The organism is Povalibacter sp., assembly GCF_036520495.1.
In the GTDB taxonomy this organism is placed as follows: Bacteria; Pseudomonadota; Gammaproteobacteria; order Steroidobacterales; family Steroidobacteraceae; genus Steroidobacter.
In genome coordinates this window covers 1-19,028 of sequence record NZ_DATDJO010000011.1, presented here as the reverse complement: position 1 = coordinate 19,028, position 19,028 = coordinate 1, and the positions used below count along the sequence as shown (strand labels likewise).

18 protein-coding genes are annotated in these 19,028 nt (G+C 61.0%); 6 read left to right on the top strand and 12 right to left on the bottom strand.

Annotation, left to right across the window (positions count from 1 at the left end):
* Positions 1–70: 70 nt before the first annotated feature.
* From VIZ63_RS03200 to VIZ63_RS03165, 8 genes are all read right to left on the bottom strand, one after another.
* Positions 71–373, bottom strand: coding sequence for an urease subunit gamma (locus VIZ63_RS03200; RefSeq protein WP_331608055.1), 303 nt, complete (start codon positions 371–373; stop codon positions 71–73).
* Between the two features lie 111 nt (positions 374–484).
* The gene (locus tag VIZ63_RS03195) at positions 485–1,321 is read right to left on the bottom strand and encodes an urease accessory protein UreD (protein WP_331608054.1); all 837 of its coding nucleotides are present in this window, start codon (positions 1,319–1,321) and stop codon (positions 485–487) included.
* Positions 1,322–1,332: 11 nt separating this feature from the next.
* Complete coding sequence (gene urtE / locus VIZ63_RS03190) at positions 1,333–2,028, bottom strand: urea ABC transporter ATP-binding subunit UrtE (protein WP_331608053.1); 696 nt, start codon at positions 2,026–2,028, stop codon at positions 1,333–1,335.
* 86 nt (positions 2,029–2,114) lie between these two features.
* Positions 2,115–2,942 carry an urea ABC transporter ATP-binding protein UrtD gene (gene urtD / locus VIZ63_RS03185; protein WP_331608052.1) on the bottom strand — a complete coding sequence of 276 codons (828 nt, stop codon included), beginning with the start codon at positions 2,940–2,942 and terminating at the stop codon, positions 2,115–2,117.
* On the bottom strand, positions 2,939–4,069 hold the full coding sequence (urtC, locus tag VIZ63_RS03180) for an urea ABC transporter permease subunit UrtC (protein WP_331608051.1): 1,131 nt from the start codon (positions 4,067–4,069) through the stop codon (positions 2,939–2,941). Before urtC ends, urtD begins: the two co-directional genes overlap by 4 nt.
* Before the next feature lie 2 nt (positions 4,070–4,071).
* Complete coding sequence (gene urtB, locus VIZ63_RS03175; protein WP_414703757.1) at positions 4,072–5,697, bottom strand: urea ABC transporter permease subunit UrtB; 1,626 nt, start codon at positions 5,695–5,697, stop codon at positions 4,072–4,074.
* Positions 5,698–5,920: 223 nt separating this feature from the next.
* Entirely contained in the window at positions 5,921–7,213 is a 1,293-nt protein-coding gene (gene urtA / locus VIZ63_RS03170) for an urea ABC transporter substrate-binding protein (protein WP_331608049.1), read from the bottom strand.
* 73 nt (positions 7,214–7,286) lie between these two features.
* Positions 7,287–8,360 (bottom strand): porin, encoded by a 1,074-nt coding sequence (locus VIZ63_RS03165; RefSeq protein WP_331608048.1) that lies wholly within the window; start codon positions 8,358–8,360, stop codon positions 7,287–7,289.
* Positions 8,361–8,730: 370 nt separating this feature from the next.
* Here VIZ63_RS03165 and VIZ63_RS03160 point away from each other — a divergent pair, with 370 nt between their 5' ends.
* Together VIZ63_RS03160 and VIZ63_RS03155 are read left to right on the top strand one after the other, a co-directional pair.
* Positions 8,731–12,081 (top strand): hybrid sensor histidine kinase/response regulator, encoded by a 3,351-nt coding sequence (locus tag VIZ63_RS03160; RefSeq protein ID WP_331608047.1) that lies wholly within the window; start codon positions 8,731–8,733, stop codon positions 12,079–12,081.
* Positions 12,074–12,994 carry a DNA-binding response regulator gene (locus VIZ63_RS03155; RefSeq protein WP_331608046.1) on the top strand — a complete coding sequence of 307 codons (921 nt, stop codon included), beginning with the start codon at positions 12,074–12,076 and terminating at the stop codon, positions 12,992–12,994. Before VIZ63_RS03160 ends, VIZ63_RS03155 begins: the two co-directional genes overlap by 8 nt.
* A gap of 70 nt (positions 12,995–13,064) precedes the next feature.
* Here VIZ63_RS03155 and ureG read toward each other — a convergent pair whose 3' ends face one another.
* The gene (gene ureG, locus VIZ63_RS03150) at positions 13,065–13,694 is read right to left on the bottom strand and encodes an urease accessory protein UreG (RefSeq protein ID WP_331608045.1); all 630 of its coding nucleotides are present in this window, start codon (positions 13,692–13,694) and stop codon (positions 13,065–13,067) included.
* A 164-nt stretch (positions 13,695–13,858) separates the two neighbouring features.
* Between ureG and VIZ63_RS03145 the strand changes: the two genes are divergently transcribed.
* Both VIZ63_RS03145 and VIZ63_RS25580 read left to right on the top strand, forming a co-directional pair.
* Positions 13,859–14,800, top strand: coding sequence for a DUF5996 family protein (locus VIZ63_RS03145; RefSeq protein WP_331608044.1), 942 nt, complete (start codon positions 13,859–13,861; stop codon positions 14,798–14,800).
* 237 nt (positions 14,801–15,037) lie between these two features.
* A complete protein-coding gene (locus VIZ63_RS25580; RefSeq protein WP_414703755.1) occupies positions 15,038–15,193 on the top strand; it encodes a helix-turn-helix domain-containing protein in 156 nt (51 codons plus the stop codon).
* Positions 15,194–15,341: 148 nt separating this feature from the next.
* Here the strand turns inward: VIZ63_RS25580 and VIZ63_RS03140 are convergent, their stop codons facing one another.
* Both VIZ63_RS03140 and VIZ63_RS03135 read right to left on the bottom strand, forming a co-directional pair.
* Positions 15,342–15,551 (bottom strand): hypothetical protein, encoded by a 210-nt coding sequence (locus VIZ63_RS03140; protein ID WP_331608043.1) that lies wholly within the window; start codon positions 15,549–15,551, stop codon positions 15,342–15,344.
* A 49-nt stretch (positions 15,552–15,600) separates the two neighbouring features.
* A complete protein-coding gene (locus tag VIZ63_RS03135; protein WP_331608042.1) occupies positions 15,601–16,020 on the bottom strand; it encodes a hypothetical protein in 420 nt (139 codons plus the stop codon).
* Positions 16,021–16,471: 451 nt separating this feature from the next.
* Here VIZ63_RS03135 and VIZ63_RS25575 point away from each other — a divergent pair, with 451 nt between their 5' ends.
* Together VIZ63_RS25575 and VIZ63_RS03130 are read left to right on the top strand one after the other, a co-directional pair.
* Complete coding sequence (locus VIZ63_RS25575; protein ID WP_414703753.1) at positions 16,472–16,561, top strand: helix-turn-helix domain-containing protein; 90 nt, start codon at positions 16,472–16,474, stop codon at positions 16,559–16,561.
* An 86-nt stretch (positions 16,562–16,647) separates the two neighbouring features.
* Positions 16,648–18,204, top strand: coding sequence for an alpha/beta hydrolase family protein (locus VIZ63_RS03130; protein WP_331608041.1), 1,557 nt, complete (start codon positions 16,648–16,650; stop codon positions 18,202–18,204).
* Between the two features lie 142 nt (positions 18,205–18,346).
* On the opposite strand, the gene VIZ63_RS03125 is transcribed toward VIZ63_RS03130, so the two are convergent.
* Positions 18,347–18,880: a DNA recombination protein RmuC gene (locus VIZ63_RS03125; protein ID WP_331608193.1), complete on the bottom strand. Its 534-nt coding sequence runs from the start codon at positions 18,878–18,880 to the stop codon at positions 18,347–18,349.
* Positions 18,881–19,028 lie beyond the last annotated feature (148 nt).

The window sequence follows — 19,028 nt, the reverse complement described above, 5'->3', positions numbered from 1 at the left end:
CAAAATGAAAAGGCACGTTTGCCTTCACTTTGTGTCTCTTGAGCGTTTTGCAGCCATTCTCTTTTCGCCTTCATGGAATCGGTTGATGGACCGTCACGAGTTTGGTGCCGTCCGGGAAAGTTGCTTCGACCTGAACATCGGGAATCATTTCGGGCACGCCGTCCATCACCTCATCTCGCGAGAGAATGGTCGTACCGAAGCTCATGAGCTCAGCAACTGTCCGGCCATCGCGTGCACCCTCCATGATCGCCGCCGAGATCAGCGCTACGGCTTCCGGGTAATTTAGTTTCAGGCCGCGAGCCTTGCGTCGCTCCGCGACCAGCGCAGCGGTGAAGATGAGTAGTTTGTCTTTTTCTCTGGGGGTCAGGTCCATGGGAAATCTCGGCTAAAGGCTGTTGGGCACTGGGCTGCTGGCCAGGGAAGATAGCCCTAATCCATTCTGACCAGCAGCCCAGTACCCAGAGCCCGGCAGCCCCTTCTTCACTCATGTCGCCCAGATCCGCGGCAACACCGCGGGCCGTCCGAGCAAATACGGTCGCAACTTCTGCCAGATCTCGATGAACAGCAATCGGATTGGTTCCGCCTGCGCCGCCACTGCGCGACACACCAGTACGCCATCGACCAGCGTCACTGCGGATTCCGCCGCAGACGAGGTCACGCTGCGGACTAGATCCACCGCTGCACGATCTGCAGGCCAGGCGAGTAACGTCCCGATGGCCTCGTAGCCGCTCAGACCCCAGCGCGCACTGCGCTCGTTACCTTCACCGTCGAGACGCATGCGATCGACCAACAACGGCGAGTCATCGCACCACAGTTCCAGATTCAATCGCAGCTGACCGTTCTCGAAGGCCTCCTGGCGCGCCGGCAGGCCGAGACAGGGGATTTCCCAGCCGATGAACTTCGACTGTTTATCGAGCTGAATGCGCGTTTCGCTGGCGACATGCGCGCCGCGGTAGAAAATCGTTTCCTGCGGCAGCCATTCGAGCGTCGAACGTCGCAGCGTCAGGACCTGCATCTGGCAGGCGAAGCGGGAATCGCTGCGATAGAACTTCGTGGCGGCAGGCGTGGTGAGCAATGCATGTGCACCCTCCTCCACATCGACGTCGAGCTGCAGCTCATCGCCACCGACCACACCACCCGGCGGATGCACGAGATAGGCATGACAGGGAGCGCCTTCGGGATGGAACACACGCTGCACCAGCAGCGGGCCCTGGTGCTGGCGCAACGGCAGATAGGTGACACCGTCGCGAGCCGCGAACTGCAGCTTCAGATGCGCGCGCCAGCCTGGTGGGTGAGCGATGCCTGCCGGAACGCTGTTCACTGCACGATCCCTCAAACCGTCAGATGGTGTTTCACGAGATCGTCGGTGAGCCCACCGATACCGTCGGCGGCGACGATGCGACCCTTGTCGATGATCCTGAACTCGCTGGCCACCCGGCGTGCGAACGGTAATTTCTGTTCCACCAGCAGCACCGTCAGATTGGCCTCTTTGTTCAGACGCAGGATGATATCGCCGATCTCGTGAACGATGTTGGGCTGAATTCCCTCGGTAGGCTCATCGAGGATCAGCAGCTTCGGCTCCAGCACCATCGCGCGCCCGATGGCCAGCTGCTGTTGCTGTCCGCCCGACAGATCACCACCGCGACGTCGCAGCATTTTCTTCAGCACCGGAAACATCGCGAATATCTGCTCCGGGATTTCTTTAAGTTTGCTGCGACTGGCGGACAGTCCGATGCGCAGATTTTCTTCGACCGTCAGCTGCGAAAAGATCTCACGACCCTGCGGCACATATCCGACACCGAGCCGGGCACGCCTGTCGGCAGCCACCTTGCGCAAGTCCTGGCCGTCATAAAGCAGCTCCCCCGACGTGGTGGGCAGCAATCCCATGATGCACTTGAGCAGCGTCGTCTTGCCCATGCCATTGCGCCCCATGAGACAAGTGCAGGAGCCGGTCGGCACGACCATGTCGACATCCCAGAGGATGTGGCTGCCGCAGTAGAACTGATTGAGGGATTTGATGGTGAGCATGCTGTTTAGTTGATAGTGGATAGTTGACAGTTGATAGCGAAAGAGCGACCCGCCCTACTCACTATCCACTTTCAACTATCAACTGCTCACTCTCCCAGGTAGACCTCGATGACCTTCTGATCGTTCTGCACCTGATCCATACTGCCCTCGGCGAGTACATGGCCCTCATGCAACACCGTTACCTTGCGGGCGATCGACCGGACGAAATTCATGTCGTGTTCGACGACCACGACCGAATGCTGGCCCTCGAGCGACAGCAGCAACTCGGCAGTGCGCTCGACTTCCTGCGGCGTCATGCCGGCGACGGGCTCGTCGACCAGCAGCATCTGCGAGTCCTGCATGAGCAGCATGCCGATCTCCAGCCACTGCTTCTGGCCGTGCGACAACATGCCGGCACGGTGATCGCGGCGGTCCTGCAGACGCACGATCTCCAGCACATGATCGATACGATCGCGCTGTGCACCCGTGAGTGGCTTGAGCAATGTATGCCACACGGATTTCTTGCCCGCCGCCGCCAGCTCCAGGTTTTCGAGCACCGTGTGCTGCTCGAACACCGTCGGCTTCTGGAACTTGCGACCGATACCGACCTCGGCGATCTCCGGTTCGGTGAGCGTCAGTAGATCGATTCGCTGGCCGAACCACGCCGATCCCGCATCCGGCCGCGTCTTGCCCGTGATGACATCCATCATCGTGGTCTTGCCCGCGCCGTTCGGGCCGATGATGCAACGCAGTTCGCCGACGTCGACGTATAGCGTCAGCGCATTGAGCGCCTTGAAGCCATCGAAACTGACCGTGACATCTTCGAGATAGAGAATCGTGCCGTGCGTCGTATCCGGTGCAATCGGGCGCTGGCTCTGAAGGCCGGTGCCAAAGGCCTTCTGCAAGCCATGACGTACGAGAGTGGCAGCATTCATGCCCTCACAGCCTCCGGTTCCGGTTCACGACGCCGCGGAACGAATCGATCAGCGAGACCGACCACACCTTGCGGCAGGAACAACGTGACCAGTACGAACAATGCACCGAGCGCATAGAGCCAGAACTCCGGCACCGCTGCGGTGAAGTAACTCTTGGCGTAATTCACCAGCACCGCGCCGGCCACTGCACCGTACAACGTGCCGCGACCGCCGACCGCCACCCAGATGACCACCTCGATGGAGTTGATCGGCTGGAATTCGCTGGGATTGATGATGCCCACCTGCGGCACGTACAACGCGCCGGCGATGCCGGCCAGGACCGCCGAGAATGCGAACACCCAGAGCTTGTACGACTCGACCCGATAGCCGATGAACCGCGTGCGGCTTTCGGAGTCACGGATCGCCTGCACCACCCGCCCTGCCCGCGACAGCGTGATGTAGCGACATGCGAAATAGCCGAGACCCAGCGCGATCGCCGACGCCACGAACAGCGCCACGCGCGTTCCTGGCGCATTGATATTGAAACCGAGAATGTCCTTGAAGTCGGTCAGGCCGTTGTTGCCGCCGAAGCCCATGTCGTTGCGGAAGAACGCCAGCATCAGCGCGTACGTCAGCGCCTGCGTGATGATCGAGAGATAGACCCCCGTCACGCGCGAGCGAAACGCAAGCCAGCCGAAGATCAGCGCGAGCACTCCCGGCACCAGGACGACCATGAGCGCCGCGAACCAGAACATGTCGAATCCGGACCAGAACCACGGCAGTTCCTTCCAGTTCAGGAACACCATGAAATCCGGCAGGACGGGATCCGCGTATACGCCGCGCGTGCCGATCTGGCGCATGAGATACATGCCCATCGCGTAACCGCCCAGCGCGAAGAACGCCGCGTGTCCGAGACTCAGGATGCCGCAGTAGCCCCACACCAGATCGACGGCGACCGCCAGCAATGCGTACGTCATGTACTTGCCGATCAGGGTCATCGTGTACGACGACAGATGCAACGGCGAGCTTTGCGGGAACGCGAGGTGCAGGATCGGCACGAGGATCGCCGTGATCACCAGCACGCTGACGAAGATCTGCGTGCCACGCTCACCGAGCAATGAGTTCAACAAGGGTGTTGGCGCTTTCATGGTCAGGCCTCCGCCGCCCGGCCCTTCTGCGGGAACAATCCCCGGGGCTTTCTCTGGATGAAAAGGATCAGTGCGATGAGAACCAGGATCTTCGCGAGCACCGCGCCCGCGAACGGCTCCAGCACCTTGCTGATGACGCCGAGCGACATGCCGCCGATCAGCGTGCCCCAGAGATTGGCGACGCCGCCGAACACCACGACCATGAACGAATCGATGATGTACTGCTGACCGAGATTCGGACCGACGTTCGTCAGCTGACTGAGCGCCACACCCGCAACGCCAGCGATGCCGGAACCCAGTCCGAACGTCAGCGCGTCGACCCACTCGGTCCGCACGCCCATCGATTTCGCCATCGCACGGTTCTGCGAAACGGCGCGGACCTTCAGCCCGAGCGTCGTCTTCTTCAGCACGAACAGCAGGATCATGAACACCACCGCCATGAAGAGAATGACGTACAGGCGGTTATAGGTGATCGACAGCGCCTCGTTGATCTGCCACGAGCCTGCCATCCAGGCCGGCGTCTCCACCGGTCGATTGTTCGCGGAGAAGATGTCGCGAACGACCTGCTGCAGGATCAGGCTGATACCGAACGTCGCCAGCAACGTCTCGAGCGGCCGGCCGTACAGGAATCGCACGACGCCTCGCTCGATCAGAACCCCGACCAGGCCCGAGACCAGGAAGGCCAGCGGCACCGCCACGACGATCGATGCACCGATGTGATTCGGCATCAGCAACTGCACGACGTAGGTCGTGTAGGCGCCGAGCATCATCAGCTCGCCGTGCGCCATGTTGATCACGCCCATCACGCCGAACGTGATCGCAAGGCCGATGGCCGCGAGCACGAGGACCGAGCCCAGGCTCAAGCCGAAGAACAATGTCTCGACACCGGCATAGAAGCCCCGCCAGTTGTCGATACTGCCGATGGTCAGGACCGCCGCACGACGAATGCGTTCGTCCGGTTCGGCATAACTGCCGTCGGCGCCACGCTGCGTGAGTGCCTTGATGCGGTTGTAGACGTCCGGACTCAGGTTTCCCTTCAGACGCTCCAGGGCCGCAAGGCGCGTCTCTGCTGCTTCGCTGTCGAGATCGGCCAGTGCGAGTCCGCTGTCGATCGCATGTTTGACGCCGTCGTCGGTCTCGCGGGCGGCGCGCTCACGCAGAATCGCTACGCTGCTTTCATCCATCGAGCGGAGCATTTCATTGACGGCTGCCAGGCGCACTTTGGTATCGGGATCCGCCAGATCGAACCCGGCAATCAATCCCCTGAGCGCTTTGCGCAGCCCGTTGTTGGTGGTGACCTTGCTGAAATCCGCAGCCGGACCAGTACCCGCGGACTGCAGCGTCGCGGCATCGGTCAGTGTGAACGTCTCATCGGTCGGCTGCACGATGAAGACCTGCTGGTCTGCCGTGCGGTAGTAAAGATAGCCTTCGAGCAGTGCAGCGAGCACGGCCCGCGCATTGGGATGACGCGTTGCGGCGATGGCAGCAACGGCTTCCTGCTTTTCGGAGAAGCTGGCAGTGGCCAGCGAATTGACCGTCGCGACGAGGCTCTCTGCTCCCTTTTCGGCATGCACTGTGTAGCTGAACGCGCCGGCGATCAGAAACAAGGACAGCGCAAGAGCTTTCATGACGCGAACCAGCGAATCGTTCTTGAACAAGACATGGCTCCGTCGTTGGTGTGCCATCGTGTCTGCATCATTCGTTCCAGTCGGTGAGAGCTGTCGGCTCGCGCCTTTCCCTGTGGGTCCGGCTTTATCCGGACGGCCTTGAAGAGTCCGGCTAAAACCGGACCCACTAAAGGAGCACTTGGTGCTGGCTGGCGGCTGGAACCCAGCCGCCAGCAGCTTCATCTCACTCGTAGTTCTGCCCCGAGCACTTCCTGGTGACTTTGTTGTAGTTGCCGCACTTGAGCGTCACCCAGTCGGCCTCGATGTCCTTGCTGCCCGGCAGGAAATCGGACCAGGCGTCGCCTGGCACCAGGCCCGCGGTCTTCCACACCACGTCGAACTGACCATCGTCACGAATCTCACCGATGAACACTGGCTTGGTGAGGTGGTGATTTGACAGCATCTTTGCGACACCGCCGGTCAGGTTCGGCGCCTCGATGCCGATCATGGCGTCCGTCACCTTGCTCACATCGGTCGTCTTCGCCTTCTCGACGGCCTTGACCCACATGTTGAAGCCGATCACGTGGGCTTCCATCGGATCGTTGGTCACGCGCTTCTGATTCTTGGTGAAGGCCTTCCACTTCCTGGTGAACTCGGTATTGGCTGGACTCTGGATGCTCTCGAAGTAGTTCCACGCCGCCAGGTGGCCGACCAGTGGCTTCGTGTCTATCCCTGAGAGTTCTTCTTCGCCCACCGAGAAGGCCACGACCGGAATGTCTTCCGCCGAGATCTTCTGGTTGCCGAGTTCCTTATAGAAGGGCACGTTCGCGTCGCCGTTGATGGTCGAGACCACCGCCGTCTTCTTCCCCGCTGAGCCGAATTTCTTGATGTCAGCCACGATGCTCTGCCAGTCGGAGTGACCGAATGGCGTGTAGTTGATGAGGATGTCTTCCTGCTTGACGCCCTTCGCCTTGAGGTAGGCCTCGAGGATCTTGTTGGTCGTGCGCGGATAGACATAGTCGGTGCCTGCCAGCACCCAGCGCTTCACGCCGATGTCCTTCATCAGGTAGTCGACGGCGGGAATCGCCTGCTGGTTCGGCGCTGCACCGGTGTAGAAGACGTTCTTCGACGACTCTTCACCTTCGTACTGCACCGGATAGAACAGCAGACCGTTGTTCTTTTCGAACACCGGCAGCACGGACTTGCGCGACACGGACGTCCAGCAGCCAAACACGACAGAGACCTTGTCCTTCACCAGCAGCTGCTCTGCCTTTTCGGCGAACAGCGGCCAGTTCGACGCCGGGTCGACGACGACCGCTTCGAGCTTCTTGCCGAGCACGCCTCCCTTCTTGTTCTGCTCGTCGATGAGCATCAGGACGGTGTCCTTGAGCGTCGTTTCGGAGATGGCCATCGTGCCTGACAGCGAGTGCAGCACACCGATTTTGATGGTGTCGGCTGCGTTCGCGGCGCTGGCCGCGATGAGTGAGATTGCGGCGGCGAGGTTCGCCAGACCGCTGAGTTTGCGTTGATGCTTCATGGGTAGTTCCTCGTAGCAAAGTCTGTGGGTCCGGCGTTCCCGTGGGATTTCCTGCGGTCACAACCGGGAATCGCTAGATCTGAACCTGCACGCCGAGGCCGTACTGCTTGACATCGGAGCCGGCGAGTTCCTGATCGATGTAGAACAGCGAGATGCGCGCGCTCTGCTGCTTGATGATGTAGTTCACGTTGAGTTCCAGCGTTTTCAGGTCCTCGTCACCGCTGAGGAACTTGTAGGTGGCCTCACCGTACTTGCCGAGCACCTGGAAGCGGCCGATGCCTACGACCGGCGCGAACATGTACGCACCGAGCACGTAGTAGCCGTCGCTGTCCGCATCGACTCCGCCGACATAACCCTGCGGGGCCTGGTAGTCCGCGATCTCTGCCTCGACGGTCACGACGCCACCGCTGCCGAGTTTCTTCTCCAGCAGGAAGTCCCCCGTAATTCCCGTGCTGCTGCGGACCTTCTGTGCGGCGACGCCGACGGCCAGCAGATCCTTGTCGCCGTAGTACGAACCGTTGAGGTAGTAGCCGCCCTCTGCATCCCAGAAGTCGAGTTGCACACGGCCTGCGTACAGAACATCGGAATCACCCCGGGTCTGCGGCACGTCGAACACGCCGAAGGACACCTTGGCGATGCCGAACTGGCCCCAGTACATGACGCCGTCATCGCGACCCGTGGTCTCGAAAAGATAACCATCCTGCACACCGTCGCGAAACACGCCCCAGTTGCTGGCGTAGTACGGACCATAAAGATTCGCCCGATCGCTGGGCGGCAGGAACCGGCCCGCCCAGATGTTGAACTGGTCCGAGAAGGCGAACTGAACAGCGGCATCGATCACGTCTACCCGACGATCACCGTCGCTGGCTCCGTTGTACTCGGTGTTGAACATGACGCTGATGGTCTCAGTCACCTTGCCGCTGATGTAGATACGGGCGCTGTCGAGAGTGAAGTCGTTGATGTCTTCGTCCGAGCCGTCGAAGTCCGTGCTGGTGAAGCTCGTGCGAATGCCCGCGCCCACGGATACGGGCGGAAGGTTGATGTCTTCAGCCCGTACGCTCGCCAGCGGTGACGCGATCAACGCGGCACCGAGTGCGAGCATCGCGGCCTGTAGCCTGATCAAGGGTGTTGCCGATTTTTGACGCATGAACGGTGTTCCTTTGAAAAGTTGTTACAAGCGTTCGACTCGTGCCAGGGAATCCCTGCGTCAGAAACTACGGACCTGTTCCCTCCCCCGGTACGGGGTGTTTGACGTACTCCCATGGGTCGTTTGACGTAGACGCAAACGCAAGCAGGCGATGCTGCGCGAATAGAGGGCACATCGGGAATTCGCCGCACCGGAAGACGGCAAGCGCTCGTGAATTTCTCGATAAAACCCTTGCCGGATGCGCTGGCACAGGGCTTGCTCTCTCTCGCTGGGGATCTTCCGCCGACAATGCCCTGTGGGGTCCGGCTTCAGCCGGATGACTGTTCGACTAACGTCGAACCCACAAGGAGATGGCACAACAAGAAACGTAATGACGGCCAGACAACGAATCGTTCGCGAGCGGCGGCAGTACAACCAGTGGGTTGCGAGCCAGACGCTCGAAGACTATGCGCTGCGCTACACGGCGGAACGCGCACGCAAATCGACGTTCCAGGTCGGTAACACTGCGCTCGGCCCCATTGCCTTCCTCGCCTGCGAAGCCATCGGCGGCGCCATCACGCTGGCGTATGGATTTTCGAACGCGGCATGGGCCATCGGCGCGTTCTCGATCCTGATGTTCCTGATCGGTCTGCCGATCGCCTACTACGCCGCGAAGTACGGCGTCGATCTCGACTTGCTGACGCGCGGCGCCGGCTTCGGCTACATGGGATCGACGATCACATCGCTGATCTACGCATCGTTCACGTTCCTGTTGTTCGCGTTCGAAGCCAGCATTCTGTCGATGGCGCTGAAGATGCTGTTCGACATGCCTCTGTGGGTGGCGCACATCATCAGTTCCCTGGTGGTGATTCCGATCGCGATCTACGGCATCAGCCTGATCAGCAAGATGCAGATCGTCACCCAACCGGTCTGGCTGATCCTGCAGTTCCTGCCCCTGATCTATCTCGCCTGGAATTTTCCAGCAGATGTCGGCGATTGGACCGGCTATACCGGCCGCGAAGGCAATCCGGACGGCTCCGTGGACTTCCTGCTCTTCGGTATGGCTGCGTCCGTGCTGTTGTCGCTGCTGCCGCAGATCGGCGAGCAGGTCGACTACCTGCGTTTCATGCCGAAGCGCACCCGGCAGAATCGGGTCGGCTGGTGGACGGCACTACTGGCCACCGGTCCCGGCTGGATCATCATGGGCGCCTTCAAGTTGCTTGCAGGCTCCTTCCTCGCCTTCATCGCACTGAAGCACGGCGTGTCGGTCGACCAGGCCGACGAGCCTACGGAAATGTACTTCGTGGCTTTTCGCGAAACGGTGCAGTCACCAACCTTCGCGCTGATCCTCATGGGCATCTTCGTCATCGTCTGCCAGCTGAAGATCAACGTCACGAACGCGTATGCGGGCTCGATCGCCTGGTCGAACTTCTTTTCGCGGCTGACGCACAGCCATCCGGGCCGCGTCGTGTGGCTGGTGTTCAACGTGCTGGTCGCATTGCTGCTGATGCAGACCGGCATTCTCAACGTCATCGAGAGCATCCTGCTGATCTACGCCAACTTCGCGGCGGGCTGGATCGGCGCGCTGACGGCCGATCTCGTCATCAACAAGCCCTTGGGCTTCAGTCCGAAGCATATCGAGTTCAAGCGCGCCCACCTGTACGACATCAATCCGGTCGGCGTCGGCGCCATGCTGGTGTCGGTGGTCGCGTCCACGCTTGCCTTCGTCGGCGTGTTCGGCAATGTCGCGCAGATCCTGGCGCCGTTCGTGGCGCTGCTGAGCGCCTTCGTCACCGCTCCGCTGATTGCCTGGGCGACGAAGGGCCGTTACTACATCGCGCGTTCGCCGTCCGGACTGCCGGATGGCGCCGAGCTGCGCTGCACGATCTGCGAGAACACGTTCGAGCGTGCCGATGTCGCGATGTGTCCTGCCTACTCCGGCCCCATCTGTTCGTTGTGCTGCACGCTCGAAGCGCGCTGCCGCGACATGTGCAAGACCAACAGTCGCTTCAACGAGCAGCTGGGCGGGTTCCTTGCCGTACTGCTGCCGAGCCGCGCGGCATCCGCACTCAATACACGCTCCGGACAGTTCGTCGGACTGCTGCTGCTGTCGAACCTCGCGATCGGTCTGATGCTGTCGCTGATCTATCACAATGCCGGTTTCACCGATGCGGAACGCGCCGTCATCGGCTCGACTCTCTGGGCAGTGTTCTTCAGCCTGGTCGTGCTCTCCGGTATCGCGGCCTGGATCATCGTGCTGGCTCACGAGAGTCGCCGCGCGGCGGAGACGGAATCGGTCCGGCAGACCACGATGCTCATGGAAGAAATCGAGGCTCACAAGCGCACGGACGCAGCACTGCAGAAGGCGAAGGAAGTGGCCGAAGCCGCGAATCTGGCCAAGACTCGCTACATCGTCGGCGTCAGTCACGAGATCCGCACGCCGCTGAACTCGATCTTCGGCTATGCCCAGTTGCTGGAACGCGGCATCGCCGGACCTTCCGACAACGCCGTGCGCGTCATCCGCCGCAGCGCGGAGCACCTGACCAACCTGATCGACGGCCTGCTCGACGTCTCCAAGATCGAGAACGGCATGCTGCGCCTGAATCGCGACAAGGTGCACCTGGTGGAGTTTCTCGACCAGCTCGTCGACATGTTCAAGCTGCAGGCCGCAGCCAAGGGCATCGACTTCCGCTATCAGCGCCCGCCGCACCTGCCGTTGCACGTGCACACCGATCAGAAGCGGCTGCGTCAGATCCTGATCAACCTGCTGTCGAATGCCATCAAGTACACCGAACGCGGCTACGCCAGCCTGACGGTGCGCTATCGCAACCAGGTGGCCGAGTTCGAAGTGGCGGATTCCGGCGTTGGCATCCCCTCCCAGGACATCGATCGGGTGTTCGAGCCGTTCGAACGCGGCAACACGCCCGACGTCCGCGCGATTCCCGGCACGGGCCTGGGCCTCACGATCACCAAGCTGCTGACGCATATCATGGGCGGCGAGATCAGTCTTCGCAGCACGCTCGGCAGCGGCACCACGTTCACGGTGCGCCTGTTGCTCTCCGAAGTGATGCACGAACACCCGATGGAGTCGCACCCCGGTACGGCGCGCGACCACGACGGCCCGGCACTCACGGTCCTGCTCATCGACGACGATCCGCAGCACGTGGAAATCATTCGCAGCCTGTTGCAACCGCTACGCTTTCAGCTGTTCGTGGCCTCCGATGGCGCGAGCGGTCTGCAACTCGCTGCCGAACACCGCCCGAATCTTGCTCTCGTCGACATCTCGCTGCCAGACATGACGGGCTGGCAGATCGCCGCGCAGCTGCGTGCAACGAAGAACAAGGCCCGTATCGTCATGGTGTCGGCCAATGCGCATGAATACCACCCGGGCGGCGGCGAAGACTCGTTGCACGATGGATTCATCATGAAACCCGTCGACATGCAGGCGCTGCTCGATTGCATCGGCAGCGTCCTCGGGCTGCGCTGGATCTACGAACTGCCCGCGGGAGCCACGGTGGCGGATTCGACCGCCGCACTGCCGACGCACTCGCGACATCATCTGGACGACCTGTATCAGCTCGGCCGTATCGGCCATGTGCGCGGCATTCAGGCGAAGCTGCAGCAGATGGAAGACGAGGATGCCGCCAACAAGCCGTTCGCGGCGCACCTGCGCGCCCTGGTCGTCAATTTCAACTTGAAGCGCTACATGAACGTGGTAGAGGACATGCGCAACCATGGTTAACGAAGCACTGCGTCGCGACACGATCATGGTGGTCGACGACACGCCCGAGACGCTCGGCTTTCTGACCGACACGCTGGATCACGCGGGCTTCACCGTTCTGATCGCCACCGATGGCGACAGTGCGCTGGACCTGGTCGATCAGATCACACCCGATCTGGTGCTGATGGACGCCGTCATGCCCGGCATGTCCGGCTTCGAAACCTGTCGACGACTGAAGCGCGAGAAACTCCTGACGCAGCTGCCCGTCATCTTCATGACGGGATTGAGCCAGACCGAACACGTCGTCGAGGGACTCGCCGCCGGCGGCGTGGACTATGTGACGAAACCGCTCGTCATCGACGAGTTACTGGCACGCATTCGCGTTCATCTGGCGAATGCTCGCGTCGCGCATGGCACGCATGTCGCGCTCGATGCCACCGGACGTTTTCTGCTCGCCACGGATCGCAGCGGTCGCTTGCTGTGGTGCACGCCCAAAGCGCGTCAGTTGCTCGCCGAACTGTTCCCTGCGCAGAACGACAACACCGCCAGCCTGCCAGCCGCGCTGGTGGAACAACTCACGCAGCTGCGCCAGGAAGGCACCCGCTCACCGACCCGACCTCCCATCAATGTGGGCGGACGACGCATCGAGATATCCATGCTGAGCGCACTGGGCCCCGACGAGCTGTTGTTCCGCCTGACCGAAGTCGTCACCGGAAACGAAGAGCAGGTGCTGGCTCAGTCGCTGTCCCTGACAGGGCGGGAATCGGAAGTGTTGCTGTGGATCAGCCGCGGGAAATCCAATCGCGAGATCGGCGAGATCCTCACCATCAGCCCGCGTACCGTGAACAAGCACCTGGAGCAGGTGTTCGTGAAGCTGGGTGTGGAGAATCGGGCGTCGGCGGCTGCGAGAGCAGTACGGACGTTGGCGAGATGAGAGAAGGCAAACTGGCTAACCGGCCAGAGTGAAGAATTTCCCATCTCTGGCCAGCGGAGCAGTTTGCCCGTTAGCCAGTTGGCCTCTTTTCCAGCATCCCCTGCTTCTCGATGAACGCAATCACGTCATCGAGCCCCTGGCCGGTCTTGAGGTTGGTGAAGACGAACGGCTTGTCGCCGCGCATCTTGCGCGCATCGCGATCCATCACATCGAGTGATGCTCCCACGTACGGCGCGAGATCGATCTTGTTGATGATGAGCAGGTCGGATCGCATGATCCCTGGCCCGCCCTTGCGCGGAATCTTGTCGCCCGCAGCAACGTCGATGACATAGAGCGTGAGATCGGACAGTTCCGGACTGAACGTCGCCGCCAGATTGTCACCGCCGCTCTCGACGATGATCATGTCGAGGCCGGTGAATTCCTGCATCAGACCGTCGATGGCCGCGAGATTCATCGAGGCATCTTCGCGAATCGCCGTGTGCGGACAGCCGCCCGTTTCGACGCCGCGGATGCGCTCCGCGGGCAACGCCTCGCTGCGGATCAGGAACTCGCAGTCCTCGCGGGTGTAGATATCGTTGGTCACGACCGCGATGTCGAAGTCTTCGCGCATGCGCTTGCAGAGACGATCGACCAGTGCCGTCTTGCCCGACCCGACCGGGCCACCCACACCGACCCGCAATACATCCGGTTTCGCTGCCATCCGACCCGCCTCCCACGTTACAGAGCGCTCATCTTACGATGCGGGCAACGCTCACGACTGGGTCAAATGACTTATCTCCGTAGTGGCCTACGGGTTTCGCGACTTGCTGCGGCGTCTTGGGCGCCCACACCATGCCATTCCGACGGTAGCTCCCTGGAGTCCGCATGAGCGAAGCATGGCCCGAACTGCCTTATGCGCGCTGGAGTGACACCTGCGCGACGCTGCAACTGTGGACGCAGATCATCGGCAAGATCCGGCTGTCACGCACGCCGTGGCTGAACCACGGCTGGCAGGTGGCGCTGTACGTCACGTCCAACGGCCTGACGACCTCACCGATTCCCGACGGCGCGCGTACGTTCGAACTGCGCTTCGACTTCGTGCGTCACGAACTCATGCTCGAGGTCAGCGATGGCCAGAGCCGCTGGATCTCGCTCAGCCCGATGTCCGTCGCGGACTTCTATGAGGGAGTCCACCGGATCCTGCGCCAGGTCGGCATCCACGTTCAGATCAGCGACTTGCCCTGCGAAATTCCCGGCGCGGTCGCGTTCACCGACGATCACACCCACAACTCCTATGATCCGGAATACGTCGAGCGATTTGGCCAGGTGCTGCGACAGGCCGATCGCATCTTCAAGCAGTTCCGCACCGGCTTCGTCGGCAAAAGCAGCCCGGTGCATTTTTTCTGGGGTAGCTTCGATCTGGCGGTGACCCGGTTCTCGGGCCGACTCGCCCCGAAGTTCACAGGCACCGTGCCCGGACTGCGCCAGGAAGTCATGCAGGAGGCGTATTCGCACGAAGTGAGCAGCGCGGGTTTCTGGCCGGGAAACGCGACGAGCGACGCTGCGTTCTATTCGTATGCGTATCCCACACCGGCAGGATTTCGCGAGTTCCCGGTCCGGCCTGCATCGGCATTCTTCAGCGATGCGCTGGGAGAATTTCTGCTGCCCTACGCCGCGCTGCGAACAGCCAGCGATCCGGACAACGAGCTGCTGAGCTTTCTGCAGAGTACCTATGAGGCGGCAGCGATCAGCGCGAAGTGGGATCGTGCGTCGTTGGAATGTGAGTTGGGGAAGCCACTTGTGCCGCGTGGGGGATTCAGTTCTTGAATGGAGCGATGCGAGCGTTTCCCATGGAGGCGGTGGGTAGGGATGTTCGCGCGACGACGCCGAATAGAAGTCGGCACATGATCAATTACCCGATATCCGATGTTCGGAACCAGCGGCGCAGCCTGAGCGACGAAGCATTCATCGAGCGTACTCGAGCAGTGATGCTCGAAGCCAGACACGAGAACCCGGAGATTCCGCGTTCACAGCGGATAAAAAAGACCCGCGTCGTTAGCCGACATTCTCGTTGACACCGGCGATGTCGCCCCCGGCGTCGTCGCTGCTTGCTGTTCGGTGCGGTTCACCATGCGACAGATCGCCGCTCATCTGGGTGTTCACTATTCAACCATCAGCAGGTTGCTTGCTCGCCTTGAAACGCTGGATTGCAAGACCTGACCCCAAGATCCTTGACCCCAAGATCCTCGTCTTTAACTTTGCGGATCGCGCGGTGCCGTGCCGAAGATTCGAAATTTCCATTCCGACTGATGTCGCCGACGAACCTGCGAAGCTTCGACCCGGCGCCGTCGCGGCAGACACCGAATTCTCAGAAGAACCGGTCAGGGAAGGTGGCTACTACAACGCCCACGGCCAACCATAGCAGCCCCGCGATTGACATGCTCAAGCCGCCTGTGTGGACCGACTTGAGCAGTTCCATCGTCTTCTTCGTCTGAGCGATCAACTCATGTTGCATCGCCTGCACCGCCTGTACTCGCTCTGTCTGTTCCCTCTTTAGATCCGCCTGCACTTCCTTCATCGTGGTCTCGATCCTGTTTACGCCCACTTCCAGCTCTGCGACGCGCTGCTCAAGCGTCCTCACAGCGGGCGTGAATGCGACCGCCCACCGCTGTCGCGGTCACAGACGGCAACTGCGCGGAGACAAAGCCATTGATGGGCTTTGGTCCCCGCCATGGGATGCTCTTGAGCCAACGCCAGAGCGCCATAAAGGCCCGAGAATGTCCGAACTGCTCCCGCGTTCTCTCGTAGCCTTCAAAGACGGTGCCGATGCCCGCGAGCTGCAGCAGAGTGCCAACGATGCGGGCCCGCTCTTCGTTGTCGGAGGGCAAGTCGCAGCAGTAGAGGTAAGCGAAGACAATCGCGAGTACGCCGAGTGTGATCCACACGGCCCAGCCTTCTCTGAGCCATCGCCCCATGACGATGAACCAGCCGCAGACCTTACGGGCGCGAGGGGATTCGCTCAGGTATTTGTCCAACCACTTCTTCATTGTTATTGACCTCTCCCGTGGCCATTGGCGCTAGGGTAACGCAGTTGCGTTAACATCGGGACGTCCGGGGTCAGGTCTTGCAATCACACAAAACTGACCCGACAGACCAATAGTCTCTGCACCTGTCGTACATGACACGGCCGCTCCACCGTGGCTGACAGTGTCAGATGTATTGCATTACTTCGCCTCCGATGCAGAACGGTAATGCGTGCATCGTCGATGCCGGCATGGCCATGCGTTCGCCGTGGACCCGCGCTGACCCAGCACATCTACCTGAGCGACGAAGCATCATCGAGCGGACTCGAGCACTGATGCTTGAAGCGAGACGCGAGAACCCGGAGTTCCGCGTTCACAGGTGACAAAAAGGCCCGCGTCGTTAGCCGACATCTTCGTTTACGCCAGCGATGTCGCCTCCGGCGTCGCCGCCGCTTACCGTTCCCGGCGGTTCACCATGCGACAGATCGCCGCTCATCTGGGTGTTCACAATTCAACCATCAGCAGGTTGCTTGCTCGGCTTGAAATGCTGGATTGCAAGACCTGACCCCAACATCCCCCTGACCCCAACATCCCGCAAAATCGCTGGCGGCGATCTTTCATCGTTCTCGTGCGTTATGCGATCTACTGGTCATGAGCGAGCTCCTTACGATGGCTGACGCATACCGATTGATTGCACCCCTGCTGCTGACGACCCTGCTCGCCGCCTGCAGTAGTGACAACAACGACAGAAACGACGGCCCCATCGAGCCGCCCACGCCTTCGCCTTCGGGACGAGGTTCATTGATCGTCAGCCCGCCTGAGCGGCTGGGGACATACACCCCGTCGCAGTTGGTGGCGCTGGCTGGCGTCGACGGGGCGGCGGCCACACTGCTGGAATTCATTGCCGATCCGGTGTGCTCCGTAGATGTGCATCAACTTCGCTACAACACAGTGGACCCGGCAGGTCAGCCGACTACGGCATCAGGCGCGATGATGGTCCCTGGCGGCACCGATGCCACGTGCCAGGGAGCACGACCCATCATCCTGTATGCCCACGGCACGAATCCCGAACGCTCGTTCAACATCGCAAACATCGGCGACCCGAACAGTTCCGAGGGGTTGCTGATGGCCATCGCATTCGCGGCACGCGGCTACATCGTCGTCGCACCGAACTACGCGGGCTATGACACCTCGTCGCTGCCGTGGCATCCCTACTTGCACGCACAACAGCAGGCCGATGACACGGTGGACGCCCTGACTGCCGCACGCAGTTCGTTACCGACGAGCACCGCACCGACCATTACCGACAGCGGCAAGCTGTTCATCACCGGCTATTCGCAGGGCGGGTTCGTCGCCATGGCGACGCACCGGCTGTTGCAGCAGAATGGCACAGCGGTAACTGCGTCCGCCCCCATGTCGGGGCCGTATGCACTCGGCGCATTTGGCGATGCAGTCTTCCAGGGTCAGGTCGTTGGCAGCGCGCCGTTGTTCGTGAGCTGGCTTGCGACTTCGTATCAGCGCATCTACGGCAACATCTACAGCAACACGGCAGACATGTTCGATGCGCGCTATGCCCCCACCATCGAATCGCTGCTACCCACTGCCGCGAGTCGCTCCGCCATCTACGACCAGGGGCAGTTGCCGCGCGAGCAACTGTTCAGCAGCACCCCGCCAGACCCGGCATTTGCTGCATTCACTCCCGCGACGTCCCCATCGGAGCTCGCCCCTGTCTTTGCACGCGGCTTCGGCCCCGAGGCGCTTATCCTCAACAGCTATCGATTGAACTACCTGCAGGATACACAGACGAATCCAGACGGCGGCTTTCCCACCCGGACCGACGGCCGGCCTGCCGCCGCCCCGGCAAACGGTCTGCGCCAGGCATTCAAGGCCAACGATCTGCGCAATTGGGTGCCGACGTCACCCACGCTGCTGTGCGCCGGTGATCAAGATCCCACCGTGCTCTACATGAACACGGCGCTGATGCAGCAGTACTGGTCTGACAACAACGCCGCCAATATCACGGTGCTGGATGTCGACGGCGATATCTCGCTCAGTGATCCCTACGTCGAACTCAAGACGGGCTTTGCAGCGGCCAAGGGGGCGCTCGAGCTGAGCGGCGGCGACACTGCCGTGTACGAGGCCTATCACACCACGCTGGTCGCTCCGTTCTGTCTGGCGGCGGTGGCGTCTTACTTTGGTGATCGGTAGGGATTTCTGGGGTCAGGTCTTGCAAATTACGCAAAACTTACTCGATCGGCCAATATTTCCGGCCCGTCCATGAGACGGGCCGCTGCACCGTTCCGGGCGGTTCATCATGCGACAGATCGCCGCTCATGGGGGTGTTCACTATTCAACCATCAGCAGGTTGCTTGCTCGGCTTGAACTGCTGGATTGCAAGACCTGACCCCAGGCTCTCAGCAGTCATCTGATCCTCGAGGAAGTCATCCCCCTCGGGCTCCCCCTCCAGGGCAGTTTCTACAAGGGTCAGGGGCAATGCCTTCGTCGGCTTCACCCCAAGCTTCTTCAGCATCTCCGCTTGCCGGATGACGTTGCCCTTGTTCTTGCTCAGCTTGTCGCGGGCATCATTAAAGCTGTCTTGTGCCTGCCTCAACCGGTCACCCACCTTCTCAAGATCCAGGACGAAGGCCTGCAACCGGTCGTAGAGCTCGGCGCCCCGTTTTGCAATGTCCTGAGCGTTGCGACTTTGTGCTTCCTGTCGCCACAGATGCGCCACCGTCCGCACAACGAACATAAGTGTCGACGGACTGACCAGCAGGACGTTGCGGTTCCAGGCTTCCATGAACAGGTCTCGATCATGCGTGACCGCCAGCATGAACGCCGGCTCAATCGGAATGAACATCAACACGAAGTCGAGCGACTTCAGCTGATACCGGCGACTGTCAACGTAGTTGTCGCCTCCGGTTCTAAGCAGCCTCCTGCATGAGGGCAGGCTGCGTCGGCCGATTCAGCCAGACTTGATCGGACAACGACCAGTCGCGAGTGTTGCGACTCCATCGCGCTGGGTATCGGGC